Genomic DNA, 25,708 nt, shown 5'->3' with positions numbered 1-25,708 from the left:
GGATTCAGGCGGCTTTTTGAAATGGCTTTGATCGTACAGAAGTTTGGGGGCACATCCGTCGGCACCATCGAGCGCATCGCGCAGGTCGCCGACAAGGTGAAGAAGTTCCGCGAGAACGGTGACGACATCGTCGTCGTGGTTTCCGCCATGAGCGGCGAAACCAACCGCCTGATCGATCTGGCCAAACAGATCACCGATGGCGAGCCGGTTGCACGTGAGCTGGATGTGATGGTGTCTACCGGTGAGCAGGTGACCATTGCCCTGTTGGCCATGGCGCTGATCAAGCGCGGCGTGCCGGCGGTGTCCTACACCGGCAACCAGGTGCGTATCCTCACCGACAGTTCGCACAACAAGGCGCGCATTCTGCAGATCGATGATCAGAAGATTCGCGCCGACCTCAAGGCTGGTCGCGTCGTCGTGGTTGCTGGCTTCCAGGGCGTCGACGAGCACGGCAATATCACCACCCTCGGGCGCGGCGGCTCCGACACCACCGGCGTGGCTCTGGCGGCGGCGCTGAAAGCCGACGAGTGCCAGATCTACACCGATGTCGATGGCGTTTACACCACTGACCCGCGTGTGGTGCCCAAGGCTCAGCGCCTGGAAAAGATCACCTTCGAAGAGATGCTGGAAATGGCCAGTCTCGGCTCCAAGGTGTTGCAGATTCGTTCGGTCGAGTTTGCCGGCAAGTACAATGTCCCGCTGCGCGTCCTGCATAGCTTTCAGGAGGGGCCGGGCACCCTCATTACCCTTGATGAAGAGGAATCCATGGAACAGCCGATCATTTCCGGCATCGCTTTCAACCGCGACGAAGCCAAGCTGACCATCCGTGGGGTACCGGATATCCCCGGCATCGCCTTCAAGATTCTCGGCCCGATCAGCGCCGCGAATATCGAAGTGGACATGATCGTGCAGAACGTCTCGCACGATAACACCACTGATTTCACCTTCACCGTACACCGCAACGACTACAACAACGCCCTGGGCGTGCTGCAGAAGACTGCTGACGAGCTGGGTGCCCGTGAAGTCGTGGGTGATACCAACATCGCCAAGGTGTCCATCGTCGGTGTCGGCATGCGTTCCCACGCCGGTGTCGCCAGCCGCATGTTCGAAGCGCTGGCCAAGGAGACCATCAATATCCAGATGATCTCCACCTCCGAGATCAAGGTGTCCGTGGTCATCGAAGAGAAGTATCTGGAGCTGGCGGTGCGCGCACTGCATACTGCCTTCGAGCTGGATGCCCCGGCCCGACAGGGCGACTGATTCGACTGATCCGAAAGGCGCGGCAGGTTCCGCGCCTTTCGTCTTTTTGACTGGTTGGCGGGAACTTTCTTTCTGCGCGGGCTGGTCAATACTTGGGTGGAGGCCTGTGGGCTTGATAAAGGCGCAGGTCGGCACCATTTTCTTTTTGCAGACTGTTGTCCTGAAAATGTAATCCGTTGAGGAGAAAGGAATGCTGATTCTGACTCGCCGGGTCGGAGAGACCCTGATGGTCGGTGATGAAGTGACTGTCACCGTGTTGGGTGTGAAAGGTAACCAGGTGCGCATTGGCGTCAATGCGCCGAAAGAGGTTGCCGTACACCGTGAAGAAATCTACCAGCGCATCCAGAAAGAGAAGGGTGACGAACCAAGCCACTAATTTTTCTACAAATTTTTGTTTGCAAACGGGGAAAACATGGTTATCATGCGCCCCGTGTTGCGGAGAGGTGGCCGAGAGGCTGAAGGCGCTCCCCTGCTAAGGGAGTACACCTCAAAAGGGTGTCGGGGGTTCGAATCCCCCCTTCTCCGCCATTATTCAGCGAGCCGGGCTTAGCCAGGTTTGCGAATCAACCAGAGGTGATCTGGTCTAAAAGCACCAAAGAGTGGACTCATAGCTCAGCTGGATAGAGTACTCGGCTACGAACCGAGCGGTCGGAGGTTCGAATCCTCCTGAGTCCGCCATATTCAAATGGCTTGCATCGCTGCAAGCCATTTTGTTTCAATCAGTGGTGATCTGGTCTAAAAGCGCCATAAGGTCGCACGAAAGCGTAGCGAGCGAAGGGTAGGCGAGGCGAAAGCGAACGAAGAAGCGCAGTTTAGTTTTCTAAATGAGCATTCTGAGTTCGGTTTCAACGAAGCATAACCAAGCGCAGTAGTTTTCGGGTGATCTGTAACGGACTCATAGCTCAGCTGGATAGAGTACTCGGCTACGAACCGAGCGGTCGGAGGTTCGAATCCTCCTGAGTCCGCCATATCAAATGGCACTGCAGCGATGCAAGGTCATGTTTCAGCCAGCGGTGATCTGGTCAAAAAGCGCCAAACGGACTCATAGCTCAGCTGGATAGAGTACTCGGCTACGAACCGAGCGGTCGGAGGTTCGAATCCTCCTGAGTCCGCCATACCAAAAGGGCCTGCAGTGATGCAGGCCCTTTTTCTTTATGGTTCATTTCTTCACGCAGCCGGCTGCGTCGAAGCTGATCTGCCGGCTGCTGCCGCCTTTGCGTTTTTCGCGGTAGTGATAGCGCTGTTGGCCGTTGCTGCTCGTGACTCTGTCCGGTTTGCCCAGGCTGCTTTCCACGTCGGCGCGGCTGAGGCCTGCGCGGATTTCCTTGCGGATGATCGCCTGGCGTTTCTCGCTGCTGCTGAGCAGATTGCCGCAACCATCGTCCCGCTGGCCGACTATCACCAGTTCCGCCGCGCCCGCAGGTGCCGTTGCCCTGCGTCTGTCAGGGTTGGCCAGTGGGATGACCTTGCCGCTGCTGGGGGTGTGGTTGCGTGCGTCCTGCAGGTGCTGTTGCTGATCGCTGGGGCAGCCGTGACGGGTGAAAGTGACATGACCTGTGCCATCCACGCAGCGGAACACACTGCTGGCCGAGCTGTCCTGAATGGGGGGCAGCAGTATGGCGGCGCATAGTGCTGTGAAGTGCAGTCCTCGCATGAGTCGTCCTCCGTGACGGTGCATGTCTCAGGTTAGACCGTTTTTTCTCATGTGCCAGGGTGTCCTGGCGCACATGGCTGGCGTCGCATGATCAGGTTGCATGCGGGATTGAAGTTTGCGATGCAAGCAGTTGTTCTTGCCGCGCTTTTGTCACGTACAAAGCTGTTTTGCGGTGTTATCATTCGCCGCGTCAGCCCCGCCGGGGCTTGTGGAATACCACCATGGACTTACCCAGTAGTTACTCAATACTCCCCTCGCACAATCGTGTAAGACCTGATTGATCCCCTTTGGCGTGCCCGCCAACTGGGGGTGGAGCGCGCTATGACTGAAGTAGAAGCCAAGAAGCCGCAAGAAAGCTTGCAGGATCGCCTGGCCCAGGTGATCGAACTGCTGCATCGGCAAAGGCTGGTCGAAGACCTGACCCATCGTCAGGAAGGCCAGCATCACGACCGGGTCGAAAGCCTGGTACACCGACAGAATCTGGTCGAGCTGCAGCGCAAGCTCGAGGATCTGCACCCCGCTGACATCGCCCATATCCTCGAAGCCTTGCCGCTCGACGAGCGTCTGACCGTCTGGCAGCTGGTCAAGGCCGAGCGTGACGGCGACATCCTGCTGGAAGTCTCCGACGCAGTACGCGAAACCCTGATCGCCGACATGGACGATCACGAGATTCTCGCTGCGGCCAAGGACCTGGATGCCGACGAACTCGCCGACCTGGCGCCGGAACTGCCGCGCGACGTCGTGCATGAGCTGATGGAATCGCTCGACGCTCAGCAGCGCGAGCGTGTGCGCTCGGCCCTGTCCTACGAGGAGGATCAGGTCGGTGCGCTGATGGACTTCGAGATGGTCACCATCCGCGAAGACGTCAGCCTGGAAGTGGTGCTGCGTTACCTGCGCCGCCTGAAAGAGCTGCCGGGGCATACCGACAAACTGTTCGTGGTCGATTACGACGGCGTGCTCAAGGGCGTGCTACCGATCAAGCGGCTGTTGGTCAACGACCCGGACAAGCAGGTCGGCGAAGTCATGGCCGACGATCCGGTGAGCTTCCATCCGGACGAGGACGGCTACGACGCCGCGCAGGCGTTCGAACGTTACGACCTGATTTCCGCTCCGGTGGTGGACAAGAACGGCAAGCTGATCGGCCGTCTGACCATCGACGAGATGGTCGACCTGATCCGCGAGGAAAGCGAAAGCGAAGTGCTGAACATGGCCGGTCTGCGCGAGGAGGAAGACATCTTCGCCTCGGTGTGGAAGTCGGTGCGTAACCGCTGGGCGTGGCTGGCGATCAACCTGGTCACCGCATTCCTCGCTTCGCGGGTGATCGGCCTGTTCGAAGGCTCGATCGAGAAACTGGTGGCGCTGGCGGCGCTGATGCCCATCGTTGCCGGTATTGGCGGTAACTCGGGCAACCAGACCATCACCATGATCGTACGCGCCATGGCGCTGGATCAGGTCAGCACCGGCAATACCAAGCGCCTGCTGCGCAAGGAACTTGGCGTCTCGCTGATCAACGGCATCCTCTGGGGTGGTGTGATCGGCGCCGTTGCCTATGGCTTGTATGGCAGTTGGTCGTTGGGTGTGGTGATGACGGCGGCCATGACCCTCAACCTGTTGCTGGCGGCGTTGATGGGGGTGCTGATCCCCATGACCCTGGCACGCCTAGGGCGCGACCCGGCCATGGGGGCCAGCGTGATGATCACCGCCATGACCGACAGCGGCGGCTTCTTCATCTTCCTGGGGTTGGCGTCGATCTTCCTGATGTAATCAATTCATCAGTTCGGCCAGCCGCCAGGTGTCGAGAAAGGCCGTGACGTGGGTAATCCGGCCATTTTCCAGCTGCATGTGCCAGGAGTAGCTGTTCGTGTAGCGGCTGCCGTCCCTGGCAGTCGCCTGGCCATCCCAGTAGGCGACGACAAGCGAGCCCTGCGCCACGATCTGGCGGACGCTGGGCACGATGGGCGTGGCCAGTTTGTCGGTGATGGGTTTGACCGCTTCTGCCATGAACTGCTCGCGGCTGCGATAGGTGCCCGATACCGGGCTGTTGCCAGCCACGACCCACACCACATCGTCGGCCAGCAGTTGGAAAATGCCGCCCTGGCCTGCGCGCCAGTCATTGAAGGCATTCTGGATCAGTGCGGCGTTTTCCTGGGTGACATCGTCGGCCAGGGTCGAACAGCTGAGCAGGCTGGCAAGCAGAAAGGCGATCATCGGTTGCGATGTTTTCATCGGGAGCCTCCTGTTCAGTAAGGGCTGGCGGTAGGGCGCACGATCAGCTCGCTGACGTCGACGTCGTCAGGCTGTTCCACGGCATAGGCGACGGCGCGGGCAATGGCGTCCGGTGTGATGGCGATGCGGCGGAAGGCCTTCATCGTCTCGCGCGCAGTGGCATCGGAGATGCTCTCGGCCAGTTCGGACTCGACCACGCCGGGGCATAGGGTGGTGACGCGGATACGCTCGCTTTCCTGGCGCAGGCCGTCGGAAATCGCCCACACGGCATATTTGGTCGCGCAGTAGACCGCTGCTGTCGGCGATACGGCGTGAGCGCCGATGGAGGCGATGTTGATGACCTGGCCACGCCCACGTTCCTCCATGCCTGGCAGTACGGCGGCAATACCGTGCAGCACGCCCCGGATGTTGACGTCGATCATGCGATTCCACTCATCCACCTTCAGGGCATTGAGCGGCGACAGCGGCATGACCCCGGCATTGTTGATGATCACGTCGACGGGGCCGTGCTGCTTCTCGGCATGCTCGACGAAGGCTTGCATGTCCTGCAATTGGCTGACGTCCAGGGCGCGATAGGAGGCGTGCAGACCTTGTGCCTGCAGTTCTGCTACCAGTGCCTGCAAGCGCTCGATGCGGCGGGCGCCGAGTACCACGTGATGGCCCAGGCTGGCCAGGTGTCTGGCGGTGGCTTCGCCGATGCCACTGCTGGCGCCGGTGATGAGGATGACTTTGCTCATGTCGGTCTCCATTGCGTTATGGAGCGTTCATGCTAGGCAGGGGCGGGTCGGCTGCTAAGTCTCGTTACTCTTTGGATATTGCCTGTTTCTATCGAATGCTTCCTACAATGCCGGGGTACTGCCAACGAGTCCGCGCATGAGCATGAGAGCTGAACGCATCAAAAGACGTATGGTTGAGCTGATGCTGCGCCTGGCTCCGCAAGAGGGCTACACCGCAGCGCAACTCGACGGGGTGACCTTCATGCGTGCGGATCGGCCATTGCCGGTCACGCCGGCGCTGTATGAGCCGAGCATCGTGATCGTGATCCAGGGCCGCAAGCGCGGCCTGCATGATGGCAACCTGTACGTTTACGATGCCCAGCAGTACCTAGTGCTGGCGTTGCCACTGCCGTTCTCCATCGAAACCGAGGCCAGTGCCGCAGAGCCCATGCTGGGGGTGGCGCTGCGGGTCGACCCGCTGTTGCTGGCCGAGCTGGTCATGGATCTGCAGGCGCCCCAGCCAGTCCGACCGGCAACGCTTTATTCCAGCCCGATGGATGCGCGCCTGAGTGATGCCACGTTGCGTTTGCTGGAGGCGCTGGCCGACCCTGACGAGGTGCGTCTGCTCGGTCCCTCGATTGTGCGCGAGATCCTCTTGCGCGTGCTGCAGGGCGAGCAGGGCAATGGCTTGCGCGCGGCCCTGGCGCAGAACAGTCACTTCGGCCGCATCGCGCGCGTGCTGCAGCGCATTCACCGGGATTACCAGCAAGCGCTCGATGTGCCCTCACTGGCTGAAATCGCCAGCATGAGCGTGCCGGCCTTCCATGTGCATTTCAAGGCGATGACCAGCCGCTCGCCGTTGCAGTATCTCAAGGCCATTCGCCTACATCAGGCGCGGCTGCTGATGATTCGCAACGACATGAGCGCGCTGAGTGCGGCGCAATGCGTCGGCTATGAAAGCCCGTCGCAGTTCAATCGGGAGTTCAAGCGTCTGTTCGGGCGCACGCCGGGCGATGAGACGCGCCACTTCAAGCAGCTTCTGGCGCTGGCGCCTGCCGTTGATACCCGTGTGCGTTCGGCCTCCTGAGATTACGCGCAAAGCTTTTCTCCTGCTTCGGTAGTGGGTACGCAAAAAACACTACATCAACGACCAGTCCAGCCCTTTTGGCGTTTGCTTCAAACGCTCGTTTCAGGCTAAGGTTCGGCAGCTTTGCCCGGGCGCTGATCCTGGGCGCTCCTGAATCAATAATAAATGCAGCCGCGAGCTGCTGGCCAAAAGGAGCCAAGATGACCCCCAGTGAACTGCTGCTTGAGGGTGTCGAACTCATGCTGTTCGGCATGGGTTTCGTGTTTATCTTTCTGGTGTTGCTGGTGGGGGTGGTCAGCCTGATGTCGCGGCTGATCGCGACCTTCGCGGCGCCTGTGCCGGCTCCTGCAGTCTCCTCTCCCGCGTCCAGTACCAGGCCGGCCAACCATGAGCCGGATGCAGACACACTGGCCGCCATCCAATCCGCCATTGCCCAGCACCGCGCCCGTCGCGGTTGATCAGGTTCAGAGGGAGTACCTGTATGACTGCCGTTAAACAAGCACTCGGTATTACCGATGTGGTGCTGCGTGACGCCCACCAATCGATCCTGGCCACCCGTGTGCGCCTGGAAGACATGCTGCCGATCGCGCCCAAGCTCGATCAGGTTGGTTTCTGGTCGGTGGAGTCCTGGGGCGGGGCGACCTTCGACGCCTGTATTCGCTACCTGGGTGAAGACCCCTGGCATCGTATCCGTGAGCTGAAAAAGGCCATGCCCAACACCCGCCAGCAGATGCTGCTGCGCGGTCAGAACCTGCTGGGCTATCGGCATTACGCCGATGATGTAGTGGAGAAGTTCGTCGAACGCGCCGCCATCAATGGTGTGGATGTGTTCCGCGTATTCGATGCGATGAACGATCCGCGCAACCTGCAAACCGCGCTCAAGGCCGTCAAGCAGCAGGGCAAGCATGCCCAGGGCACCATCTCCTACACCACCAGCCCGGTGCACACCCTGGACATGTGGGTGGACCTGGCCAAGCAGATCGAAGACATGGGTGCGGACTCGGTGGCGATCAAGGACATGGCCGGCATTCTCACGCCCTATACCGCCTTCGAGCTGGTGTCGCGCCTGAAGACCAGCCTGTCCATTCCGATTCATATGCAGTGCCACGCCACGGCGGGCCTTTCTTCAGTGGCCATCCTCAAGGCCGTGGAAGCGGGCATCGACAACGTCGATACCGCGATTTCTTCCCTGTCGATGACCTATGGCCATTCGCCGACCGAGTCCGTGGTGGCGATGTTCCAGGGCACCGAGCGCGATACCGGCCTGAACCTGGAGCTGCTGGAAGAAATCGCCGCCTATTTCCGTGAAGTACGGAAGAAGTACGCGAAGTTCGAGGGCAATCTCAAGGGCGTGGATTCGCGCATTCTGGTGGCCCAGGTGCCCGGTGGCATGCTCACCAATATGGAAAGCCAGCTGAAAGAGCAGGGCGCCCAGGATAGGTTCGACCAGGTGCTGGCCGAGATCCCGCGGGTGCGCGAAGACCTCGGCTTTATCCCGCTGGTGACCCCGACCTCGCAGATCGTCGGCACGCAGGCGGTGATCAACGTGCTGACCGGTGAGCGCTACAAGTCCATCACCAAGGAGACGGCTGGCGTGCTGAAAGGTGAATACGGCGCTGCGCCGGCACCGTTCAACAAGGCGCTGCAGGCCCGCGTGTTGGATGGGGCCGAGGCCATTACCTGTCGCCCGGCCGATCTGCTCGAAGCCGAGATGGACAAGCTGACCGCCGAGCTCAAGGGCATCGCCAAAGAGAAGGGCATCAAGCTGGCTGCCGATGCAATCGACGACGTGCTGACCTATGCGCTGTTCCCGCAGATCGGCCTGAAGTTCCTGGAAAATCGCGGTAACCCGGCGGCCTTCGAACCGGCTCCGACCGGCAAGGAAGTACCGGCCCGCGAGGCTGGCAAGCCCGAGGTCTACACCGTTGAAGTGAACGGCAAGTCCTTTGTGGTGCAGGTGAATGAAGGTGGCGATATCGAAGGCCTCAAGCCTGTCGGGGCTGCGGGCGGTGCGGCGCCTGCTGCAGCACCGGTTGCCGCTGGCGGTGGCGAGCCGCAGGCGGCGCCGCTGGCCGGCAATATCTTCAAGGTGCTGGTGCAGCCAGGCCAGGTCGTAGAGGAGGGCCAATTGGTCATCATCCTCGAAGCCATGAAGATGGAAACCGAAATTCGTGCCTTTAAGGCTGGCACCATTGGTGCGGTCAACGTCAAGGTGGGTGATGCGGTGGCGGTGGGCGACAGCCTGCTGACCATCGGTTAAGGGAGCGCGGCCATGGAAAAGCTCCTGAAACTCTGGCAAAGCACCGGTCTGTATCACCTTGAGCCTGGCCAGGCCTTCATGATTGCCGTGTGTGTGCTGCTGATCTACCTGGCCATCAAAAAGGGCTTCGAGCCGCTGTTGCTGCTGCCCATTGGTTTTGGTGGGCTGTTGGCGAACATTCCGGTGGCCAATATGGCTGAGGGTGCGGGCTTCCTGCACCTGATCTACGAGGTGGGCCTGCCGACCAGTATCTTCCCGCTGCTGATCTTCCTTGGCGTTGGGGCCATGACCGACTTCGGGCCGATGCTGGCCAACCCCAAGACGCTGCTGCTCGGTGCTGCTGCGCAGTTCGGTATCTTCGGTACGCTGCTCGGCGCCCTGGCGCTGACTGCGCTGGGTATCCCAGGTATGGAGTTCACCCTGAAAGAGGCGGCTTCCATCGCCATCATCGGTGGTGCTGACGGCCCGACCTCGATCTTCGTGACCTCAAAGCTGGCGCCGCATCTGCTCGGCCCCATTGCAGTCGCCGCCTATGCCTATATGGCGCTGGTGCCGTTGATTCAGCCGCCGATCATGCGCGCCCTGACCACCAAGGAAGAGCGCGCCATCGTCATGCAGCAGCTGCGTCCGGTGGGGCAGACCGAGAAGATCATCTTTCCCATCGTGCTGTGCATTCTGATTGGCTTGCTGCTACCGGACGCCGCGCCGCTGATTGGCATGTTCGCCCTCGGCAACCTGCTGCGTGAAGCGGGTGTGGTCGAGCGCCTGGCCGATACCTCGCGCAATGCGCTGATCAATATCGTCACCATCTTCCTTGGCCTGACCGTGGGCTCCAAACTCTCGGCTGACTCCTTCCTGCAACTCAAGACTCTGGGGATTCTCGGTCTCGGCATGCTGGCTTTCTGTGCCGGCACGGCGGCTGGCGTGCTGATGGCCAAGCTGATGAACGTATTCAGCAGCAACAAGATCAACCCACTGATCGGCTCGGCGGGGGTATCGGCGGTACCGATGGCGGCCCGGGTATCGAACAAGGTCGGCCTGGAGGCCAACCCGCAGAACTTCCTGCTGATGCATGCCATGGGCCCGAACGTGGCCGGGGTGATCGGCTCGGCAGTGGCGGCGGGGGTGCTGCTCAGCTTTGTTGGCTGACCTAAGGGCGCGGAGTGTGCTCCGCGTCTTTTCATTGCCCATAAAAAAACCGGCGCAAGGCCGGTTTTTTTATGGGCGCGCTTCAGGCTTCTTCAGCGGCCATTTCCACGTCGTGGGCAATCAGTGCCACCAGCGCATTTTGCTGGCGGCGCGACAGCTGACGGAAACGCTGCAGCAGCTCACGCTCGTGCAGGCTCAGCTCGGGGCTGTCGAGGCGCATGCTGAGATCTTCATCCAGAGCGCCTTCCTGCAGCATGCTCTGCTCCAGGCGGGCGATGATTTCAGAGTTCATGCTGCGGTGATGGTTGCGTGCTACGTCAGCGATACGCTCACGCATGCCATCTGGCAAGCGAACGACGAATTTGTCAGCCGTGCGGCTGGAATAGGTAGCCTGTTTCATAGGGCGCATACATTACCGGTTAGTTCAGGGAGCGATACTGGTAGTCAGTGTCGAGATTGTCACCGGTTTGACCGTGTTTCGCACTAGCCGTTCAACCGGTATCGCGTTCTGCGTCATTGTGACCTTGCGGTCATCTGAACAGTTCCTTGACGCCAAATACGTGTCGAAGTGTGGGGCAAGTGGCGGCTTTGTGCCAGCACCGATTGTCAGAAATGCGCAGTATTCGTCATAAGTCCTGTTGGTTCGCCTCCAGCCGCGAAAGTTCAGGCTTTGGTCACTCAATTGTCATCTCCGTTTCATGGGGCTGACACAGCTTGCGCCTAACGTGGTCTACACCAGAAGGCGCGTGTAACAGCCTTCGCATCGACAACGGTAGTAGAGGGCCAGTACATGAGCGCAGCGATTCGAGTCGACCGTCTGAACAAGAGCTTCGGCCGTAAACAGGCGTTGTTCGACCTGGCGTTGTCGGTACAGCCGGGTGAAATGGTCGCGCTGATCGGTGCCTCTGGCTCGGGCAAATCCACACTGCTGCGCCATCTCGCCGGGCTGGCTCGCGGCGATGCCGGCAGCATCGAGGTGCTCGGGCGCCAGGTTCAGGCCGATGGTCGCCTCAATGGCGATGTGCGTCGCCAGCGCGCCGATATCGGCTACATCTTCCAGCAATTCAACCTCGTAGGGCGGCTGAGTGTGCTGCAGAACGTCCTGCTCGGCGGCCTGGGGCGCATGCCGCGCTGGCGCGGTAGCCTCAGCCTGTTCAATGCCGGGGAGAAGCAGCGCGCCATGCAGGCGCTGGAGCGGGTCGGCTGGCCGATTTCGCGGCGCAGCGTGCTTCGACCCTGTCCGGCGGCCAGCAGCAGCGCGTGGCCATCGCCCGAGCCTTGTGCCAACAGGCCGAGGTGATTCTCGCCGACGAGCCGATCGCTTCGCTCGACCCCGAGTCAGCGCGCAAGGTGATGGAGATTCTCGCCGACATCAATCGTCGCGACGGCAAGACCGTGGTGGTGACCCTGCATCAGGTCGATTACGCGGTGCGCTACTGCCAGCGCGCCGTTGCGCTCAAGGGTGGGCGCATTCATTTCGACGGCTCCACTGACGAGCTCAATCCCGATTTTCTCAACGATCTCTATGGCGGCGATCTCGATGTCAGCCTGCTGCTGCCGCAGAGCCATCGTCCACGTGCGGTCGAACGTCCGCTGGCGCTGGCCAAGGCCTGACGCCGTTCATTCCCGGTTCACTTCAACAACGCCCATCTGCAACAGGAGTGCTTTGCCATGTTCAAACGCATCGGCCAGGTTCTGGCTGCCTCTGCGCTCGTTACCGGTTCCCTGCTGGGCTCGGCCCAGGCCGCCGAGGAACTCAACTTCGGCATTATTTCCACCGAGTCTTCGCAGAACCTCAAGGAAATGTGGGACCCCTTCCTGGCTGATATGAGCAAGCAGACCGGGATCAAGATCAACGCCTTCTTCGCCCCTGACTATGCCGGCATCATCCAGGGCATGCGCTTCGACAAGGTCGATGTGGCCTGGTACGGCAACAAGTCAGCCATGGAAGCGGTGGATCGCGCCGGCGGCGAGATCTTCGCCCAGACCGTCGCGGCCAATGGTTCGCAGGGTTACTACAGCCTGCTGGTGGCGCACAAGGACAGCCCGATCAACTCGGTCGAGGACATGCTGAAGAACGCTTCGAGCCTGACCTTCGCCAATGGTGATCCCAACTCCACCTCCGGCTATCTGGTGCCGGGCTACTACGTGTTCGCCCAGAACAACGTCGACGCCAACAAGCTTTTCAAGCGTTCGCTCAACGGCAGCCATGAAGTCAACGCCCTGTCGGTGGCCAACAAGCAGGTCGATATCGGCACCTTCAACAGCGAAGGCATGGAGCGCCTGGAAGTGACTGCGCCGGATAAGGCCGCGCAGCTCAAGGTGATCTGGACTTCGCCGCTGATCCCGTCCGACCCGATGGTCTGGCGCAAGAACCTGCCGCAGGAAACCCGCGACAAGCTGCGTGAGTTCTTCATGACCTACGGCGACCAGCCGCAGGAGCTGAAAGTCCTGGAAGGCCTGCAGTGGGGCAAATTCCGCGCCTCGAATGACGATCAGCTGCTGCCGATTCGCCAGCTCGAGCTGTTCAAGAAGCGCACCGAAGTGGCTAACAACGACAAGCTCAAGGACGCCGACAAGCAGGCCCAGCTCAAGGCGCTCGACGCCGAACTGGCCAAGTTGGAACAGCGCATGGCCGAGCTCGAGAAGCAGAACGGCGCCAGCGCCGGTTGATCCTGGCAGCCCCTCGGTCAACGCCGGGGGGCTGACTGCAATGGTTTTCCCCGAGATACCTTGATGACCACTCTGACTACCCTAAATCCGGTTGCCGATAGCAAGCGCAGCTGGTTGCAGTTGATCGGCTGGGGGCTGTTCCTGGCCGTACTCGCCTGGTCCTGGCAGGGCGCGGAAATGAATCCGATGGCCCTGGTTCGCGACAGCGGCAACATGGCCACCTTCGCCGCCGATTTCTTCCCACCGGATTTCAGCAATTGGGAGTTCTATCTCAAGGAAATGCTCGTCACCGTGCAGATCGCTCTGTGGGGCACGGTGCTGGCCATCCTGTGCGCCATTCCGCTGGGCATTCTCTGTGCCGAGAACATCGTGCCCTGGTGGGTGTACCAGCCGGTACGCCGGGTGATGGATGCCTGTCGTTCGATCAATGAAATGGTCTTCGCCATGCTCTTCGTCGTTGCGGTCGGGCTCGGCCCCTTCGCCGGCGTGCTGGCGCTGTTCATCAGCACCACCGGGGTGCTGGCCAAGCTGTTCGCCGAGGCGGTCGAGGCCATCGATCCCGGCCCGGTCGAAGGCGTGCGTGCCACTGGTGCCAGCGCCCTGCAGGAGGTGATTTTCGGCGTCATCCCGCAGGTGTTGCCGCTGTGGATTTCCTTCTCGCTTTATCGCTTCGAGTCCAACGTGCGCTCGGCCACGGTGGTCGGCATGGTCGGCGCCGGGGGTATTGGGGTGATGCTCTGGGAGTCGATTCGTGGCTTCCAGTTTGCCCAGACCTGCGCCCTGCTGATCGTGATCATCCTGGTGGTAAGCGCCATCGACATCCTGTCCCAGCGCCTGCGCAAGCTTTTTATCTGAAGGAGAGGGAGGGCGCCTGTGTGCGCCCTTTTCAGACCATGCACATGTCTAGACAAGATCAGCCGCTGTACCTGGAGCTGGCTGGCGTGCTGCGCGAAGAGTTGCAGCGCATGAGCCCGGGCGATTACCTGCCGGGCGAGATGCAACTGGCCGCACGTTTTACCGTCAACCGCCACACCCTGCGCCGCGCGGTGGACGAGCTGGTGCTCGAAGGCCACCTGCTGCGGCGCCAGGGCAAGGGCACTCAGGTGCTGGCCAGGCCGCTGGTGTATCCGGTGGAGGCGGGCAGTGCCTTCAGTCAGTCGCTGTCGGCGCTGGGTCACCGCGTCGAGGCCAGGCTGATCGAACGTCAGCATCGCCCTGGCAGCAGCGAAGAGTGCCGTCACCTGCAACTGCCCGAGGGCAGCGAACTGATCGAGCTGGCCACGCTGCGTCTGCTCGACGGCCAGCCGCTGAGCCTGATTCGCCACCGTTTCTGCGCCAGCCTGGCGCCACTGTTGGCCGACTACCAGGGTGGTTCGTTGCGCCAGTACCTGGCCGAGCGCGACCTGCCGCTGGCGCGCACCTTCAGCCTGATCGGCGCGCGCCTGCCCAGCCGCGAGGAGGCCGCGCACCTGCTGATGCCACGCCATGCGCCGCTGCTCAGCGTGCTCACTTTGTCCCGCGATCCCGCTGGCCGGGCGGTGGAGCTGGCGCAGTCCAGCAGCCGCGCCGACCGCTTCCAGTACCAGGTAGCGACCTGATGGAGACCCGCATGAACGAAATCGACCCGAACATTGCCGCGCGCCAGCGCTGGATGGGGGTGCTGGCCCGTGCCGGCAGCGCCCTCGACGCCCATGAAGCGGCGCTCAAGGACAGCGCCTACCAGCTGATCCGCGCCCCCGAGGTGGGCATGACCCTGGTGCGCGGGCGTATGGGCGGCACCGGTAGCGCCTTCAACCTGGGCGAGATGACCGTGACCCGCTGCGTGGCGCGTCTGGCCGACGGGCGCACCGGCTACAGCTACCTGGCCGGTCGCGACAAGCGCCGTGCCGAACTGGCGGCGCTGGCCGACGCCCACCTGCAGGGCAGCGACCAGGCGCGCTGGCTGCGTGACCTGATCGAACCCCTGGCTCGCCAGCAACGCGAACAGCGCCTGGCCCGTGCCGCACAGACTGCCACCACCCAGGTGGAGTTCTTCACCTTGGTCAGAGGAGAGGATTGATGACTACGCCGCACAGCTCGCACTGGCTGCAACCGGCTTTCGACGACCCGGTGCTCGATGCCCAGGTCAGCTTCCGCGCCGCCCTCGCTGCCCTGGCCGAACCTGGCCTGCCACGCGCCATGGAGCGCGCCCATGCTTTGGGCGATCTAGCCCCAGCTACTTATGGCCTGTGCCTGGCCTTTCTCGACAGCGATACGCCGCTATGGCTGGCGCCGCGCTTCGATACGCCGTTGATTCGCGCCAACCTGGCCTTCCACTGCGGCTGCCCGATCGTCGCCGAGCGCGAGATTGCCCTGTTCGCCTTGTTCGATGAAAGCGAGCTGGACGATCTGTCGGACTTCGACAACGGCAGCGAGCGTTACCCCGATCAGTCCTGCACGCTGCTGATTCAACTCGACGATCTGCATGCCGGCCCGGCCCTGCGTTGGCGCGGTCCCGGCATCAGGGACGTGCGCAGCGTCAACCTGCCGTTGCCGGCCGCGTTCTGGCAACAGCGTCAGGCACGCAATGCTTTTCCACGCGGCCTGGACTGCTTTTTTGCTGCTGGCCTCGAAGTTATCGGTCTGCCGCGCAGCACCCGCGTGCTGATCGAAACCGAGGAGGCTGCCTGATGTATGTCGCCGTCAAGGGTGGCGAACGCGCCATCGACAATGCCCATCAACTGCTGGCCAGCCGTCGCCGTGGCGATACTGCCGTCGCCGAACTGGGCGTGCAGCAGGTTCGCCAACAGTTGCCACTGGCCGTGGCCCGGGTGATGAGCGAAGGCTCGCTGTACGACGAGGAGCTGGCCGCGCTGGCCATCAAGCAAGCGGCAGGTGACCTGATGGAAGCGATCTTCCTGCTGCGTGCCTACCGCACCACGCTGCCGCGTTTCGGCGCCAGCGAGCCGCTGGATACCACGCAAATGCAGCTGGAGCGGCGCATCTCCGCCACCTTCAAGGACCTGCCCGGTGGTCAGTTACTTGGCCCGACCTTCGACTACACCCATCGCCTGCTGGACTTTGCGCTGCTGGCCGAAGGTGACTATCCGGCGCCGCAAGCGGCGGTGACCGATGAGCCCAAGCCCTGTCCGCGCGTGCTGGATTTTCTCGCCGACGAAGGCCTGATGGCCCGCGAGACGGATGACGGTGCGCCGGTGCCTGACATCACCCGCGAGCCGCTGGCCTTTCCCGCCAACCGCGCCGAGCGCCTGCAGGCGTTGGCCCGTGGCGATGAGGGCTTCCTCCTGGCGCTGGGTTATTCGACCCAGCGCGGTTATGGGCGCAATCACCCCTTTGCCGGGGAAATCCGTATCGGCGCCGTCGAGGTGTGGATGACGCCCGCCGAGCTGGGCTTTGCCGTGCCGCTGGGCGACATCGAAATCACCGAATGCGAGATGGTCAACCAGTTCGTCGGGGAAAGCGCCGAGCAGGCGCAGTTCACTCGCGGCTACGGCCTGGCCTTCGGCTACGCCGAGCGCAAGGCCATGGGCATGGCCCTGGTCGACCGCGCCCTGCGTGCCGGCGAATACGGCGAAGAGGTGCAGGGCCCGGCGCAGGAAGAGGAGTTCGTGCTGATGCACTGCGACAACGTCGAGGCCGCCGGCTTCGTCTCGCACCTCAAGTTGCCGCATTACGTCGACTTCCAGGCCGAACTGGAACTGATCCGCACGCTGCGCCGCCAGGCGCCGGCAGAGGAGAACCGCTGATGAACCTTTGCACTGCAAGCGGCGCCCGCGAGGCGTCGGCCTACAACTTCGCCTACCTGGACGAGCAGACCAAACGCATGATCCGTCGTGGCCTGCTCAAGGCGGTGGCGATCCCTGGCTACCAGGTGCCCTTCGGCGGCCGCGAGATGCCGCTGCCTTATGGCTGGGGCACCGGCGGCATGCAGCTGACCGCTGCCATTCTCGGTGCGGACGACGTGCTCAAGGTGATCGACCAGGGCGCTGACGACACCACCAATGCGGTGTCGATCCGTCGCTTCTTCGCCCGTACGGCAGGCGTCGCCACCACCGAGCGTACAGTGGAAGCCAGCGTAATCCAGACCCGTCACCGCATTCCGGAAACCCCGCTGTCGGCCGGGCAGATCATGGTCTATCAGGTGCCGATTCCCGAGCCGCTGCGCTTCATCGAGCCGAGTGAGCAGGAGACGCGGACCATGCATGCGCTGGAGGACTACGGCGTGATGCACGTGAAGCTGTACGAGGACATCGCCACCTTCGGCCATATCGCCACTGCCTACGCCTACCCGGTGACGGTGGACGAGCGCTACGTGATGGACCCGTCGCCGATTCCCAAATTCGACAACCCCAAACTGGACATGAGCCCGGCGCTGATGCTGTTCGGTGCCGGCCGCGAGAAGCGCCTGTATGCGGTGCCGCCCTTTACCCGGGTGGTCAGCCTGGACTTCGAGGATCACCCCTTCGCCGTGCAGCGCTGGGACGAGTGCTGCGCCTTCTGTGGCAGCAGCGATTCCTTCCTTGACGAGCTGATCGTCGATGACGCCGGCAGCAAGCGCTTCGTCTGCTCCGACACCGACTACTGCCGTCAGCGAACCGAGGAGAACCTGCAATGAGCGCCGCCGAACGTCTGCAACCTGCCGTGACAGCGGCCGATCCGCTGTTCTCGGCGCGCGACCTGACCCGTCTGTATGGCCCGGACAAGGGCTGCCAGGGCGTGAGTTTCGACCTCTATCCCGGTGAAGTGCTGGGCATCGTCGGCGAGTCCGGCTCGGGCAAGTCCACCTTGCTCAGCCTGCTCTCCGGGCGTTGCCCGCCGGATCGCGGCAACGTGAGTTATCGCGGCCGCGACGGCCAGTGGCTCGACCTGTACAGCGCCAGCGAGGCCGAGCGGCGCACGCTGCTGCGCACCGAATGGGGCTTCGTCGAACAGAACCCGCGTGACGGCCTGCGCATGGCGGTATCGGCCGGCGCCAACATCGGCGAGCGGCTGATGGCGCAGGGCGTGCGCCACTATGGCGAACTGCGCGCCGCCGGGCTCGACTGGCTGAGCCAGGTGGAGATCGACCCGGTACGTATCGATGACCTGCCGCGCACCTTTTCCGGCGGCATGCAGCAGCGCCTGCAGATCGCCCGCAACCTGGTTTCATCGCCACGCCTGGTGTTCATGGACGAACCCACCGGCGGATTGGACGTATCGGTGCAGGCGCGTCTGCTCGACCTGCTGCGTGGTCTGGTGCGTGAGCTGGACCTGGCGGTGGTGATCGTCACCCACGACCTGGCGGTGGCGCGCCTGTTGGCCGACCGGCTGATGGTGATGCGCCGCTCGCGCGTGGTGGAGGCGGGGCTGACCGACCAGATTCTCGACGACCCGCAGCATCCCTATTCGCAGCTGCTGGTGTCGTCGGTGTTGCAGCCCTGATTTCGTCCTGTGGGAGGGGCTTTAGCCGCGATCCCTTCTGTCGCGGCTAAAGCCCCTCCCACACACGCAGAGAGTATTGACCATGAACAACCTGATCGAGGTCAGCGGCCTCAGCAAGACCTTCACCCTGCATCAGCAGAACGGCGTCGTCCTGCAGGTGCTGCGTGACCTGAATTTCGCTGTGCGCGGCGGCGAGTGCCTGGTGCTGCATGGCCAGTCCGGCGCCGGCAAGTCGACCCTGCTGCGCACCCTGTACGGCAACTACCTGGCCGCTGGCGGCAGCATCCGCATCCGTCACCAGGGCGCGCCGGTGGAGCTGGTCGGTGCCGAGCCGCGCCAGGTGCTGGCGGTGCGCCGGCAGAGCCTGGGCTACGTCAGCCAGTTCCTGCGGGTGATCCCGCGCGTCTCGACCCTGGACGTGGTGATGGAGCCGGCATTGTCGCGAGGCTGGACGCGTAGCGACGCCGAGGCGCGGGCCAAGGCGCTGTTGGCGCGGCTGAACATCCCCGAAGCGCTGTGGCAACTGGCGCCGGGCACCTTTTCCGGTGGTGAGCAGCAGCGCGTCAATATCGCTCGCGGCTTCATGGTCGAGTGGCCGGTGCTGCTGCTCGACGAACCCACCGCCTCGCTGGACGACGCCAACCGCCAGGTGGTGCTGGAACTGATCAATGAGGCCAAGGCCGCCGGCAGCGCGCTGATTGGCATTTTTCACGACCGCAGCGCCCGCGAGGCAGTAGCCGACCGTTACCTCGACATGAGCGCCGCCGCGGCGCAACCGGAGTACGTCTATGTCGTCTGAACAGATTCTCAGCAACGCCCGTATCGTCACCGCTGAGCGCGAATTTCTCGGCAGTCTGCTGTTGCGCGATGGGCTGATCGCTGCGGTGGACGAGGGCACCTGTCGTTTGCCGCAGGCTCAGGATCTCGGCGGCGATTACCTGCTGCCGGGGCTGGTGGAGCTGCACACCGACAACCTGGAAAAACACATGAGTCCGCGCCCCGGGGTGGACTGGCCGTCGGCCTCGGCGGTGCTGACCCACGACGCGCAGATCGTTGCCGCCGGCATCACCACGGTGTTCGATGCGCTGTCCATCGGTGACATCAATCCGCGTGGCCGGCGCATGCAGCAGCTGCCGGCGATGATCGAGGCCATCGCCGCCGCCGAGGCGGCCGGTCAGACCCGCGCCGAGCACCGCCTGCACCTGCGTTGCGAGCTGTGCCACCCCGATGCCCTGACCATCTACCGCGACCTGGTGGAGCACCCGTTGGTGGCGCTGGTGTCGGTGATGGATCACTCGCCCGGCCAGCGCCAGTTCGCCAAGGTGGAGAAGTACCGCGAGTACTACATGGGCAAGTACCATCTGAGCCCGGCGGAGATGGAGGAATTTCTTCAGGAGCAGATCGCCAATTCGCGCCAGTACAGCGACCGCCAGCGTCGCGCCATCGTCGAGGATTGCCATGGTCGCGGTATCTCGGTGGCCAGCCATGACGACGCGACCCTGGCCCATGTGCAGGAATCGGCCGGCTTTGGCATGGCCATCGCCGAATTTCCCACCACTCTGGAAGCGGCCAGGGCCAGCCACGAGCTGGGCCTCAAGGTGCTGATGGGCGCACCGAATGTGGTGCGTGGCGGTTCGCACTCGGGCAATATCGCCGCCGCCGAGCTGGCTCAGCATGGCGTGCTGGATATCCTTTCCAGTGACTACTACCCGGCCAGCCTGTTGCATGCGGCGTGGCTGCTCGCCGGGCAGGACAACGGCTATGATCTGCCGGCGGCCATCGCCACTGTCAGCCGCGCACCGGCCAGGGCGGCGGGGATGGATGATCGCGGCGAGATTCGCGTCGGTCTGCGCGCCGACCTGGTACAGGCTAGGGCCCATGGCCAGCAGCCGGTGATCCAGCAGGTGTGGCGGCAAGCACGAAGGGTATTCTGATGCAGGGCAGGTTGATCTATCTGATGGGGCCTTCGGGCTCGGGCAAGGACAGCCTGTTGCAAGCCGCGCGCGCGCCGCTGGAGGCGCACGGCTGTCGGTTCGCCCGGCGGGTGATCACCCGCAGCGCCGAGTCGGTGGGCGAAGACGCCGTGGGCGTCACCCCGGATGAATTCGAGCGTCTGCAGGGCGAGGGTGCCTTTGCCCTGAGCTGGCGCGCCAACGGCCTGGCCTACGGCATCCCGCGCGAGATCGATGACTGGTTGAGCGCCGGGCAGGACGTGCTGATCAACGGTTCGCGCGGCCATCTGGCTGCCGCCCGTCAGCGCTATCCAAACCTGCTGGTGATTCTGCTGCAGGTCGACGAAGCGGTGCTGCGTCAGCGCCTGCTGGCCCGTGGCCGCGAGACGCCAGAGCAGATCGAGCAGCGCCTGGCGCGCAGCCGCGAACTGCAGGCCGGCGTTGCTTGTTCCCCTCTCCCAATTATGGGAGACGACTGCGTGGATGCAGGAGGTAGGCAGACGCAGGACGCCAAAGCCGAGGGGCCGGGGGAGAGGGGCGATCAGGCGGACACTATCACCCTGGACAACTCCGGCCCCCTGCAACAGACCGTGAATCGTCTGCTGCACCTGCTCGACGAGATGCGCCGATGCGCCTGACCCTGCTCGGCACCGGCGATGCGCGCCAGGTGCCGGTGTACAACTGCAGTTGCCCGGCCTGCGCTGCGGCGCGCATCTCTCCCGCGCGGCGCCGTGGCCCCTGTTGCGCACTGATCGAATGTGGGGCGCAGCGCTGGCTGATCGACAGCGGCCTGACCGATCTCACCGAGCGCTTCGCGCCGCACAGTCTCAGCGGCATTCTGCAGACCCACTACCACGCCGATCACGCCCAGGGTCTGTTGCACCTGCGTTGGGGGCAGGGGCTGGTGATTCCAGTGCATGGCCCGGACGACCCGGAAGGCCTGGCCGATCTGTACAAGCACCCCGGCATCCTCGATTTCAGCCAGCCGTTTGCCGCTTTCGAGCGCCGCCAGTTGGGCGAGTTGAGAGTCACCGCGTTGCCGCTGAATCATTCCAAGCCGACTTTCGGCTATTTGTTCGAAGGGCAGGGCAGACGCATCGCCTACCTCACCGACACGGTGGGCGTACCCGAGGCCAGTTGCGTCGAGCTTGAGCGCGCGCCGCTGGATCTGCTGGTGCTCGACTGCTCCACCGCGCCGCAGCCAGTGGCGCCGCGCAACCACAACGACCTGATCCGCGCGTTGGAGGTCATCGAGCGCCTGCAGCCGACACAGGCGGTGCTGACCCATATTGGCCATAGCTTCGATGCCTGGCTGCTGGAGCATCCCGACGCCTTGCCGGAAGGCGTCCGCCTGGCCAGCGACGGTCTGCTGCTGTAGCCCGGGGGCATCCGGGGAGGCTTGCTCGAACTCGGGCGGCCCCGAATTGCATCCGGGCTACGCCTTGCTGCCCAGTGCCTCAGCCTTGCGCAGCCAGCCTTGGCGCTGTTCCTCATTGGACGGGCGCACCGGGGCGAACTCAGCCAGGCGGCGGGTCCTGATGCCGCAGAAACCGAGAATGGTACGCACCATCTGCCGATGTGCCGGCGCGCCATAGACCCAGCGGAAGTACCAGCGCGGCGTGTCCAGGGTCACCAGCAGGTCGGCGCTGCGCCCCGTGAGCAGCTTGTCCCAGAGTTGCGAGCGGTTGCGGTACTTGAAAGCGAAACCAGGCAGGAACACCCGGTCGAAGAAGCCCTTGAGCAGCGCTGGAACACCGCCCCACCAGACCGGGTAGACGAACACCAGATGTTCGGCCCAGTGGATCAGGCGCTGGGCCTCGAGCAGATCCAGCTCCAGGCTCTGGCTCTGCTCATAGCCGTCGCGCAGGATCGGGTCGAACTGCATCTCGCCCAGTTTCAACTGGCGGACGACGTGGCCTCTGCTGCGCGCGCCCTGGCTGTAAGCCTCGGCCAGCGCGTGGCAGAAACTGTTCTGTTTCGGTGTGCCGAGAATCAACAGAATGCGTTTGCCATCGCCTTCCAGCGGTGTAGCGCCGCTTTTGCCTTCACTCATGTCGTCCGGCTCCGAGCATGTCCTGCGGTTTGACCCATTGATCGAACTCCTCTTCAGTCAGATAACCGAGTTGCAGCGCGGCCTGACGCAGGGTGCTGCCTTCGGCGTAGGCCTTCTTGGCGATTTCGGCAGCTTTGTCGTAGCCGATATGCGGATTGAGCGCGGTCACCAGCATCAGGCCGTTTTCCAGATGCGCGGCCATCTGCGTGGCATCCGGCTGCAGATCGGCGACGCAGTGCTGCTGGAAGTTGCGGCAGCCGTCGGCGAGCAGACGGATCGATTGCAGCAGGTTATGGATGATCACCGGTTTGAACACGTTCAACTGCAGATGGCCCTGGCTGGCGGCGAAGCCGATGGTGGCGTCGTTGCCCAGCACCTGGCAGGCGAGCATCGACAGCGCTTCGCACTGGGTCGGATTGACCTTGCCGGGCATGATAGAGCTGCCCGGCTCGTTCGCCGGCAGGCGCACCTCGGCGAAACCGGCACGCGGGCCGGAGCCGAGCAGGCGCAGGTCGTTGGCCAGTTTCATAAGGGCCACGGCCAGGGTCTTCAGCGCGCCGGACAGTTGCACCAGCGGCTCATGGCCGGACAGTGCGGCGAATTTGTTCGGTGCGCTGGTCAGCGGCAGGCCGGTGAGCGCCGCCAGCTCGGCAGCGATGGCTTCGGCGAAGCCGGCCGGGGCATTGAGCCCGGTGCCGACGGCGGTACCGCCCTGGGCCAGTTCGCAGACGGCGGGCAAGGCAGCGCGAATCGCCGCTTCGGCATGGCCAAGCTGAGCGACGAAGGCCGACAGCTCCTGGCCAAAGGTAATGGGCGTGGCATCCATCATGTGGGTACGCCCGGTCTTGACCAGCTTGGCATGACGCTGCGCCTGCTCCTGCAGGCCGTCACGCAGCTCGGCCAGTGCCGGCAGCAGGTGATGGCGCACGCCCTGTACGGCGGCGATGTGCATGGCGGTGGGGAAGCAGTCGTTGGAGCTCTGCGCGCGGTTGACGTGGTCGTTGGGGTGTACCGGGCTCTTGCCGCCGCGTTGACCGCTGGCCAGTTCGTTGGCACGGCCGGCGATCACCTCGTTGACGTTCATGTTGCTCTGCGTGCCGCTGCCGGTCTGCCACACCACCAGGGGGAACTGTGTGTCATGTTTGCCTTCGAGCACTTCGTCGGCAGCCTGCTCGATCAGGCGGGCAACGTCCGCCGGCAATTCGCCGCTACGGCTGTTGACCCGTGCGGCGGCTTTCTTGATCAGCGCCAGGGCATGCAGCACGGCCAGCGGCATGCGTTCGGCGCCGATGGCGAAGTTGATCAGCGAGCGCTGGGTCTGCGCGCCCCAGTAGGCGTCGTTGGGGACTTCGATGGGGCCGATGCTGTCGGTTTCGGTACGGCTCATGGCGTTCTCCGGGCATAGTCGGGGTGGCTGGCAGTTTAGGTCGCGCCATCGGAGACTGGTTCCACAACTTCTCTATGGTGTCGATTACCAGCGGGCGTGGGTTTCTCCCAGCCATCCCAGTGCACCGTCCACCGGCACGCGCTCGCCCTTGGGCCCGCGTAGTACGCCATGATAGTGGCCGAAGTGCTGCTGGGTGTCGGCGTAGAAGGGGCCGAACGTGGGACGGGCCTTGTGCAACTGGCGCGGAGTGAAACGCAGGGACACTCGTTCGTCCTCGCTGTCCAGACGCCATGGGGCCAGCACTGCCTGTGAACTGCGGACGATATGCAGCGTGCTGTCGAGCGGTTGTACTTCACCGCCGAACCACAGGGCATTTTCCGAGAGGCCGCTGTGATCGAGCCAGCCGGCACCGAAGTTGCCGGCGATGCCACCTGGTGCAGCGAAGGCTGCTCGCCGCCAGTAAGTGTTCAGCGGCCAGACGCCGCGACCAAAATCCAGTGCGGCGAAGCTTTGCCCAGGTATGCACCCGTACTGTTTGCGACCCAGTTGCAGGCTGCCTGCAGCAGGCAGACCGAGTTGCCGGCTGGTGGCATGAAAGCCGCCATTTGGCAGTGGCGCCACCAGGTTGACCGATTGCAGGTGGGCAGGGCGCTGAATGTCCAGGGCGATCTGCAGCGCTTGCCCACCAATATCCGGTGCCGAGGCGGTAAGCCGCAGGCGGCCTGGGTGTTCGACGACCCTCAGTTGCAGGCGGGCATGGTTGAAGGCGTGGCTGGCAAGTGGCGAATCGGGCAACTGGCAGCCCAGGGCAAAAGGTCGGAACTGTGCGTGGGCAACCGATTGCCCGGTTTGCAGGTCGAGAAAATAGGCAGCGCCATAACCGAGGTAGTCGAGATCGGCCAGGGTCAGTGCGAGCATCCACTGTGGCGTGGTAATGCACCAGTGATTCCAGCGTTTGCGCCGTCCCGGATGGCCGTGCAGGGCGCAGTTGACCTGTGGGCGGCTGGACCAGCCAATGGCTGCATCGAGCAAACGGCCCTTGCTGTCGCACAGAGGCTGCAGGGCAACGGGAGCATGTGAAGCGAGACTGGTCATCGGGCACGTCCGTGTGTGCGCAGGCTGGCGATCAATTGCCGAATCGGATGATGCGCATGCCTTGAAAGTAATGGTGCGCACAATGCCGAGTTCGTTCACGGATGGGCAAGTACTGGCAATTTGGCAACTGAGCGTTAGCTGCGCCGGTCGGCAGCTTGTCTGTGAGCTGGCGCACAACTCGTCTCCCTTGAGGGATTTTGGCGCAGGGCACAAAATGCCGCCTTTGCAGTCTACCCAGACTCGCTCATAACCTCTGGACGCTCTCCATGCTTCGTTTTAGCAAACTCTGCACCGCCGTTCTGCTCAGCGCGAGCGCCTCCATGGCCATGGCCGATGCTGCCAGTCACGCTGCTGATGCCGAGCGTTTTCTCAAACTGGCCAATGCCGACAGGCTGACGGTACCGGTCTACGGTCAGGTGCAGCAGATGTTCGCCCAGCGTTTCGCCGAGGCGCCGAATGGCAAGAAGGCCGTGCTGGAAAGCTATCAGGCCAAGGCCAATGCCGCGCTGGACAGGGCAGTGGGTTGGGACAAGCTCAAGCCGGACATGGTCAAGCTCTACACCAGCAACTTCAATGAGCAGGAACTCAAGGATCTGATCGCCTTCTACGAGTCGCCGTTGGGGCAGAAGGTGCTGCAGAAGATGCCGACGCTGACCGCACAATCCGCGCAGATCACCCAGAGCAAGCTGGAAGCTGCCGTACCTGAAGTGAACAAGCTGCTGACCGACATGAGCAACGAGCTCGGTCTGCCGAAACAGCCCTGATGGAGTCCAAG

General features: G+C 63.1%; 27 protein-coding genes, 4 tRNA genes and 1 pseudogene. 25 read left to right on the top strand and 7 right to left on the bottom strand.

Annotated features, from left to right (window positions below):
* Positions 1 to 21: 21 nt before the first annotated feature.
* The 6 genes from J7655_RS13655 (at position 22) to J7655_RS13630 (ending at position 2,375) form a co-directional block, all read left to right on the top strand.
* On the top strand, positions 22 to 1,260 hold the full coding sequence (locus J7655_RS13655; protein ID WP_230924910.1) for an aspartate kinase: 1,239 nt from the start codon (positions 22 to 24) through the stop codon (positions 1,258 to 1,260).
* A gap of 190 nt (positions 1,261 to 1,450) precedes the next feature.
* Complete coding sequence (gene csrA, locus J7655_RS13650) at positions 1,451 to 1,636, top strand: carbon storage regulator CsrA (RefSeq protein WP_069517029.1); 186 nt, start codon at positions 1,451 to 1,453, stop codon at positions 1,634 to 1,636.
* 61 nt (positions 1,637 to 1,697) lie between these two features.
* Positions 1,698 to 1,788: transfer RNA gene (locus tag J7655_RS13645), tRNA-Ser, on the top strand.
* Between the two features lie 73 nt (positions 1,789 to 1,861).
* Positions 1,862 to 1,938, top strand: a tRNA-Arg gene (locus J7655_RS13640).
* A gap of 213 nt (positions 1,939 to 2,151) precedes the next feature.
* Positions 2,152 to 2,228, top strand: a tRNA-Arg gene (locus tag J7655_RS13635).
* A gap of 70 nt (positions 2,229 to 2,298) precedes the next feature.
* Positions 2,299 to 2,375 (top strand) — tRNA-Arg (locus J7655_RS13630).
* A gap of 44 nt (positions 2,376 to 2,419) precedes the next feature.
* On the opposite strand, the gene J7655_RS13625 is transcribed toward J7655_RS13630, so the two are convergent.
* Entirely contained in the window at positions 2,420 to 2,914 is a 495-nt protein-coding gene (locus J7655_RS13625) for a DUF4124 domain-containing protein (RefSeq protein WP_230924909.1), read from the bottom strand.
* Positions 2,915 to 3,235: 321 nt separating this feature from the next.
* On the opposite strand from J7655_RS13625, the gene mgtE reads away from it, so the two are divergent.
* A complete protein-coding gene (gene mgtE / locus J7655_RS13620; RefSeq protein WP_230924908.1) occupies positions 3,236 to 4,678 on the top strand; it encodes a magnesium transporter in 1,443 nt (480 codons plus the stop codon).
* Here the strand turns inward: mgtE and J7655_RS13615 are convergent, their stop codons facing one another.
* Entirely contained in the window at positions 4,679 to 5,140 is a 462-nt protein-coding gene (locus J7655_RS13615) for a nuclear transport factor 2 family protein (protein ID WP_230924907.1), read from the bottom strand.
* A gap of 14 nt (positions 5,141 to 5,154) precedes the next feature.
* A complete protein-coding gene (locus J7655_RS13610) occupies positions 5,155 to 5,877 on the bottom strand; it encodes an SDR family oxidoreductase (protein ID WP_230924906.1) in 723 nt (240 codons plus the stop codon).
* Positions 5,878 to 6,046: 169 nt separating this feature from the next.
* On the opposite strand from J7655_RS13610, the gene J7655_RS13605 reads away from it, so the two are divergent.
* From J7655_RS13605 to J7655_RS13590, 4 genes are all read left to right on the top strand, one after another.
* Positions 6,047 to 6,943, top strand: a complete 897-nt coding sequence (locus J7655_RS13605) for an AraC family transcriptional regulator (RefSeq protein WP_420850952.1) — start codon at positions 6,047 to 6,049, stop codon at positions 6,941 to 6,943.
* A 200-nt stretch (positions 6,944 to 7,143) separates the two neighbouring features.
* On the top strand, positions 7,144 to 7,401 hold the full coding sequence (locus tag J7655_RS13600) for an OadG family protein (RefSeq protein WP_230924904.1): 258 nt from the start codon (positions 7,144 to 7,146) through the stop codon (positions 7,399 to 7,401).
* Positions 7,402 to 7,424: 23 nt separating this feature from the next.
* On the top strand, positions 7,425 to 9,203 hold the full coding sequence (gene oadA / locus J7655_RS13595; RefSeq protein WP_230924903.1) for a sodium-extruding oxaloacetate decarboxylase subunit alpha: 1,779 nt from the start codon (positions 7,425 to 7,427) through the stop codon (positions 9,201 to 9,203).
* 12 nt (positions 9,204 to 9,215) lie between these two features.
* Positions 9,216 to 10,352 (top strand): sodium ion-translocating decarboxylase subunit beta, encoded by a 1,137-nt coding sequence (locus tag J7655_RS13590; RefSeq protein ID WP_230924902.1) that lies wholly within the window; start codon positions 9,216 to 9,218, stop codon positions 10,350 to 10,352.
* Positions 10,353 to 10,434: 82 nt separating this feature from the next.
* On the opposite strand, the gene J7655_RS13585 is transcribed toward J7655_RS13590, so the two are convergent.
* Positions 10,435 to 10,761, bottom strand: coding sequence for an Arc family DNA-binding protein (locus tag J7655_RS13585; protein ID WP_147811074.1), 327 nt, complete (start codon positions 10,759 to 10,761; stop codon positions 10,435 to 10,437).
* A 381-nt stretch (positions 10,762 to 11,142) separates the two neighbouring features.
* Here J7655_RS13585 and phnC point away from each other — a divergent pair.
* The 13 genes and pseudogenes from phnC (at position 11,143) to phnP (ending at position 21,776) form a co-directional block, all read left to right on the top strand.
* A pseudogene (gene phnC, locus J7655_RS13580) lies at positions 11,143 to 11,966 on the top strand (phosphonate ABC transporter ATP-binding protein).
* Between the two features lie 57 nt (positions 11,967 to 12,023).
* Positions 12,024 to 13,025 carry a phosphonate ABC transporter substrate-binding protein gene (phnD, locus tag J7655_RS13575; RefSeq protein ID WP_230924901.1) on the top strand — a complete coding sequence of 334 codons (1,002 nt, stop codon included), beginning with the start codon at positions 12,024 to 12,026 and terminating at the stop codon, positions 13,023 to 13,025.
* 63 nt (positions 13,026 to 13,088) lie between these two features.
* Complete coding sequence (phnE, locus tag J7655_RS13570; RefSeq protein ID WP_230924900.1) at positions 13,089 to 13,880, top strand: phosphonate ABC transporter, permease protein PhnE; 792 nt, start codon at positions 13,089 to 13,091, stop codon at positions 13,878 to 13,880.
* A 20-nt stretch (positions 13,881 to 13,900) separates the two neighbouring features.
* Positions 13,901 to 14,623, top strand: a complete 723-nt coding sequence (gene phnF, locus J7655_RS13565) for a phosphonate metabolism transcriptional regulator PhnF (protein WP_230924899.1) — start codon at positions 13,901 to 13,903, stop codon at positions 14,621 to 14,623.
* Positions 14,624 to 14,634: 11 nt separating this feature from the next.
* Positions 14,635 to 15,084 (top strand): phosphonate C-P lyase system protein PhnG, encoded by a 450-nt coding sequence (gene phnG, locus J7655_RS13560; protein ID WP_230924898.1) that lies wholly within the window; start codon positions 14,635 to 14,637, stop codon positions 15,082 to 15,084.
* A complete protein-coding gene (gene phnH, locus J7655_RS13555) occupies positions 15,084 to 15,695 on the top strand; it encodes a phosphonate C-P lyase system protein PhnH (protein WP_230924897.1) in 612 nt (203 codons plus the stop codon). Before phnG ends, phnH begins: the two co-directional genes overlap by 1 nt.
* Complete coding sequence (locus J7655_RS13550) at positions 15,695 to 16,771, top strand: carbon-phosphorus lyase complex subunit (protein WP_230924896.1); 1,077 nt, start codon at positions 15,695 to 15,697, stop codon at positions 16,769 to 16,771. The genes phnH and J7655_RS13550 overlap by 1 nt, the downstream gene beginning before the upstream one ends.
* On the top strand, positions 16,771 to 17,640 hold the full coding sequence (locus tag J7655_RS13545) for an alpha-D-ribose 1-methylphosphonate 5-phosphate C-P-lyase PhnJ (RefSeq protein ID WP_230924895.1): 870 nt from the start codon (positions 16,771 to 16,773) through the stop codon (positions 17,638 to 17,640). The genes J7655_RS13550 and J7655_RS13545 overlap by 1 nt, the downstream gene beginning before the upstream one ends.
* On the top strand, positions 17,637 to 18,446 hold the full coding sequence (gene phnK, locus J7655_RS13540) for a phosphonate C-P lyase system protein PhnK (protein ID WP_230924894.1): 810 nt from the start codon (positions 17,637 to 17,639) through the stop codon (positions 18,444 to 18,446). Before J7655_RS13545 ends, phnK begins: the two co-directional genes overlap by 4 nt.
* 82 nt (positions 18,447 to 18,528) lie before the next feature.
* On the top strand, positions 18,529 to 19,245 hold the full coding sequence (gene phnL / locus J7655_RS13535) for a phosphonate C-P lyase system protein PhnL (protein WP_230924893.1): 717 nt from the start codon (positions 18,529 to 18,531) through the stop codon (positions 19,243 to 19,245).
* Entirely contained in the window at positions 19,235 to 20,380 is a 1,146-nt protein-coding gene (locus J7655_RS13530) for an alpha-D-ribose 1-methylphosphonate 5-triphosphate diphosphatase (RefSeq protein WP_230924892.1), read from the top strand. Before phnL ends, J7655_RS13530 begins: the two co-directional genes overlap by 11 nt.
* Positions 20,380 to 21,036, top strand: coding sequence for a phosphonate metabolism protein/1,5-bisphosphokinase (PRPP-forming) PhnN (gene phnN, locus J7655_RS13525; protein WP_230924891.1), 657 nt, complete (start codon positions 20,380 to 20,382; stop codon positions 21,034 to 21,036). The genes J7655_RS13530 and phnN overlap by 1 nt, the downstream gene beginning before the upstream one ends.
* Entirely contained in the window at positions 21,027 to 21,776 is a 750-nt protein-coding gene (phnP, locus tag J7655_RS13520; protein WP_230924890.1) for a phosphonate metabolism protein PhnP, read from the top strand. Before phnN ends, phnP begins: the two co-directional genes overlap by 10 nt.
* Before the next feature lie 57 nt (positions 21,777 to 21,833).
* Here the strand turns inward: phnP and J7655_RS13515 are convergent, their stop codons facing one another.
* The 3 genes from J7655_RS13515 to J7655_RS13505 all read right to left on the bottom strand — a co-directional run bounded on the left by J7655_RS13515 (position 21,834) and on the right by J7655_RS13505 (position 24,933).
* Complete coding sequence (locus J7655_RS13515; RefSeq protein WP_230924889.1) at positions 21,834 to 22,451, bottom strand: NAD(P)H-dependent oxidoreductase; 618 nt, start codon at positions 22,449 to 22,451, stop codon at positions 21,834 to 21,836.
* A complete protein-coding gene (locus tag J7655_RS13510) occupies positions 22,444 to 23,838 on the bottom strand; it encodes a class II fumarate hydratase (RefSeq protein ID WP_230924888.1) in 1,395 nt (464 codons plus the stop codon). The genes J7655_RS13515 and J7655_RS13510 overlap by 8 nt, the downstream gene beginning before the upstream one ends.
* 84 nt (positions 23,839 to 23,922) lie before the next feature.
* Complete coding sequence (locus J7655_RS13505; RefSeq protein WP_230924887.1) at positions 23,923 to 24,933, bottom strand: DUF2804 domain-containing protein; 1,011 nt, start codon at positions 24,931 to 24,933, stop codon at positions 23,923 to 23,925.
* 266 nt (positions 24,934 to 25,199) lie between these two features.
* On the opposite strand from J7655_RS13505, the gene J7655_RS13500 reads away from it, so the two are divergent.
* Positions 25,200 to 25,697 (top strand): DUF2059 domain-containing protein, encoded by a 498-nt coding sequence (locus J7655_RS13500; RefSeq protein WP_230924886.1) that lies wholly within the window; start codon positions 25,200 to 25,202, stop codon positions 25,695 to 25,697.
* Positions 25,698 to 25,708: the final 11 nt, after the last annotated feature.

The organism is Pseudomonas wenzhouensis, assembly GCF_021029445.1.
GTDB lineage: Bacteria > Pseudomonadota > Gammaproteobacteria > Pseudomonadales > Pseudomonadaceae > Aquipseudomonas > Aquipseudomonas wenzhouensis.
Note: the sequence above shows the minus strand (reverse complement) of the source record. Positions and strands in the feature narration are given on the sequence as shown.

Bases quoted from the DNA above. Each gene is read 5' to 3' on its own strand.
- J7655_RS13655 (WP_230924910.1), top strand. From the start codon at position 22: ATGGCTTTGATCGTACAGAAGTTTGGGGGCACATCCGTCGGCACCATC.
- csrA (WP_069517029.1), top strand. From the start codon at position 1,451: ATGCTGATTCTGACTCGCCGGGTCGGAGAGACCCTGATGGTCGGTGAT.
- J7655_RS13625 (WP_230924909.1), bottom strand. From the start codon at position 2,914: ATGCGAGGACTGCACTTCACAGCACTATGCGCCGCCATACTGCTGCCC.
- mgtE (WP_230924908.1), top strand. From the start codon at position 3,236: ATGACTGAAGTAGAAGCCAAGAAGCCGCAAGAAAGCTTGCAGGATCGC.
- J7655_RS13615 (WP_230924907.1), bottom strand. From the start codon at position 5,140: ATGAAAACATCGCAACCGATGATCGCCTTTCTGCTTGCCAGCCTGCTC.
- J7655_RS13610 (WP_230924906.1), bottom strand. From the start codon at position 5,877: ATGAGCAAAGTCATCCTCATCACCGGCGCCAGCAGTGGCATCGGCGAA.
- J7655_RS13605 (WP_420850952.1), top strand. From the start codon at position 6,047: ATGGTTGAGCTGATGCTGCGCCTGGCTCCGCAAGAGGGCTACACCGCA.
- J7655_RS13600 (WP_230924904.1), top strand. From the start codon at position 7,144: ATGACCCCCAGTGAACTGCTGCTTGAGGGTGTCGAACTCATGCTGTTC.
- oadA (WP_230924903.1), top strand. From the start codon at position 7,425: ATGACTGCCGTTAAACAAGCACTCGGTATTACCGATGTGGTGCTGCGT.
- J7655_RS13590 (WP_230924902.1), top strand. From the start codon at position 9,216: ATGGAAAAGCTCCTGAAACTCTGGCAAAGCACCGGTCTGTATCACCTT.
- J7655_RS13585 (WP_147811074.1), bottom strand. From the start codon at position 10,761: ATGCGCCCTATGAAACAGGCTACCTATTCCAGCCGCACGGCTGACAAA.
- phnD (WP_230924901.1), top strand. From the start codon at position 12,024: ATGTTCAAACGCATCGGCCAGGTTCTGGCTGCCTCTGCGCTCGTTACC.
- phnE (WP_230924900.1), top strand. From the start codon at position 13,089: ATGACCACTCTGACTACCCTAAATCCGGTTGCCGATAGCAAGCGCAGC.
- phnG (WP_230924898.1), top strand. From the start codon at position 14,635: ATGAACGAAATCGACCCGAACATTGCCGCGCGCCAGCGCTGGATGGGG.
- phnH (WP_230924897.1), top strand. From the start codon at position 15,084: ATGACTACGCCGCACAGCTCGCACTGGCTGCAACCGGCTTTCGACGAC.
- J7655_RS13550 (WP_230924896.1), top strand. From the start codon at position 15,695: ATGTATGTCGCCGTCAAGGGTGGCGAACGCGCCATCGACAATGCCCAT.
- J7655_RS13545 (WP_230924895.1), top strand. From the start codon at position 16,771: ATGAACCTTTGCACTGCAAGCGGCGCCCGCGAGGCGTCGGCCTACAAC.
- phnK (WP_230924894.1), top strand. From the start codon at position 17,637: ATGAGCGCCGCCGAACGTCTGCAACCTGCCGTGACAGCGGCCGATCCG.
- phnL (WP_230924893.1), top strand. From the start codon at position 18,529: ATGAACAACCTGATCGAGGTCAGCGGCCTCAGCAAGACCTTCACCCTG.
- J7655_RS13530 (WP_230924892.1), top strand. From the start codon at position 19,235: ATGTCGTCTGAACAGATTCTCAGCAACGCCCGTATCGTCACCGCTGAG.
- phnN (WP_230924891.1), top strand. From the start codon at position 20,380: ATGCAGGGCAGGTTGATCTATCTGATGGGGCCTTCGGGCTCGGGCAAG.
- phnP (WP_230924890.1), top strand. From the start codon at position 21,027: ATGCGCCTGACCCTGCTCGGCACCGGCGATGCGCGCCAGGTGCCGGTG.
- J7655_RS13515 (WP_230924889.1), bottom strand. From the start codon at position 22,451: ATGAGTGAAGGCAAAAGCGGCGCTACACCGCTGGAAGGCGATGGCAAA.
- J7655_RS13510 (WP_230924888.1), bottom strand. From the start codon at position 23,838: ATGAGCCGTACCGAAACCGACAGCATCGGCCCCATCGAAGTCCCCAAC.
- J7655_RS13505 (WP_230924887.1), bottom strand. From the start codon at position 24,933: ATGACCAGTCTCGCTTCACATGCTCCCGTTGCCCTGCAGCCTCTGTGC.
- J7655_RS13500 (WP_230924886.1), top strand. From the start codon at position 25,200: ATGCTTCGTTTTAGCAAACTCTGCACCGCCGTTCTGCTCAGCGCGAGC.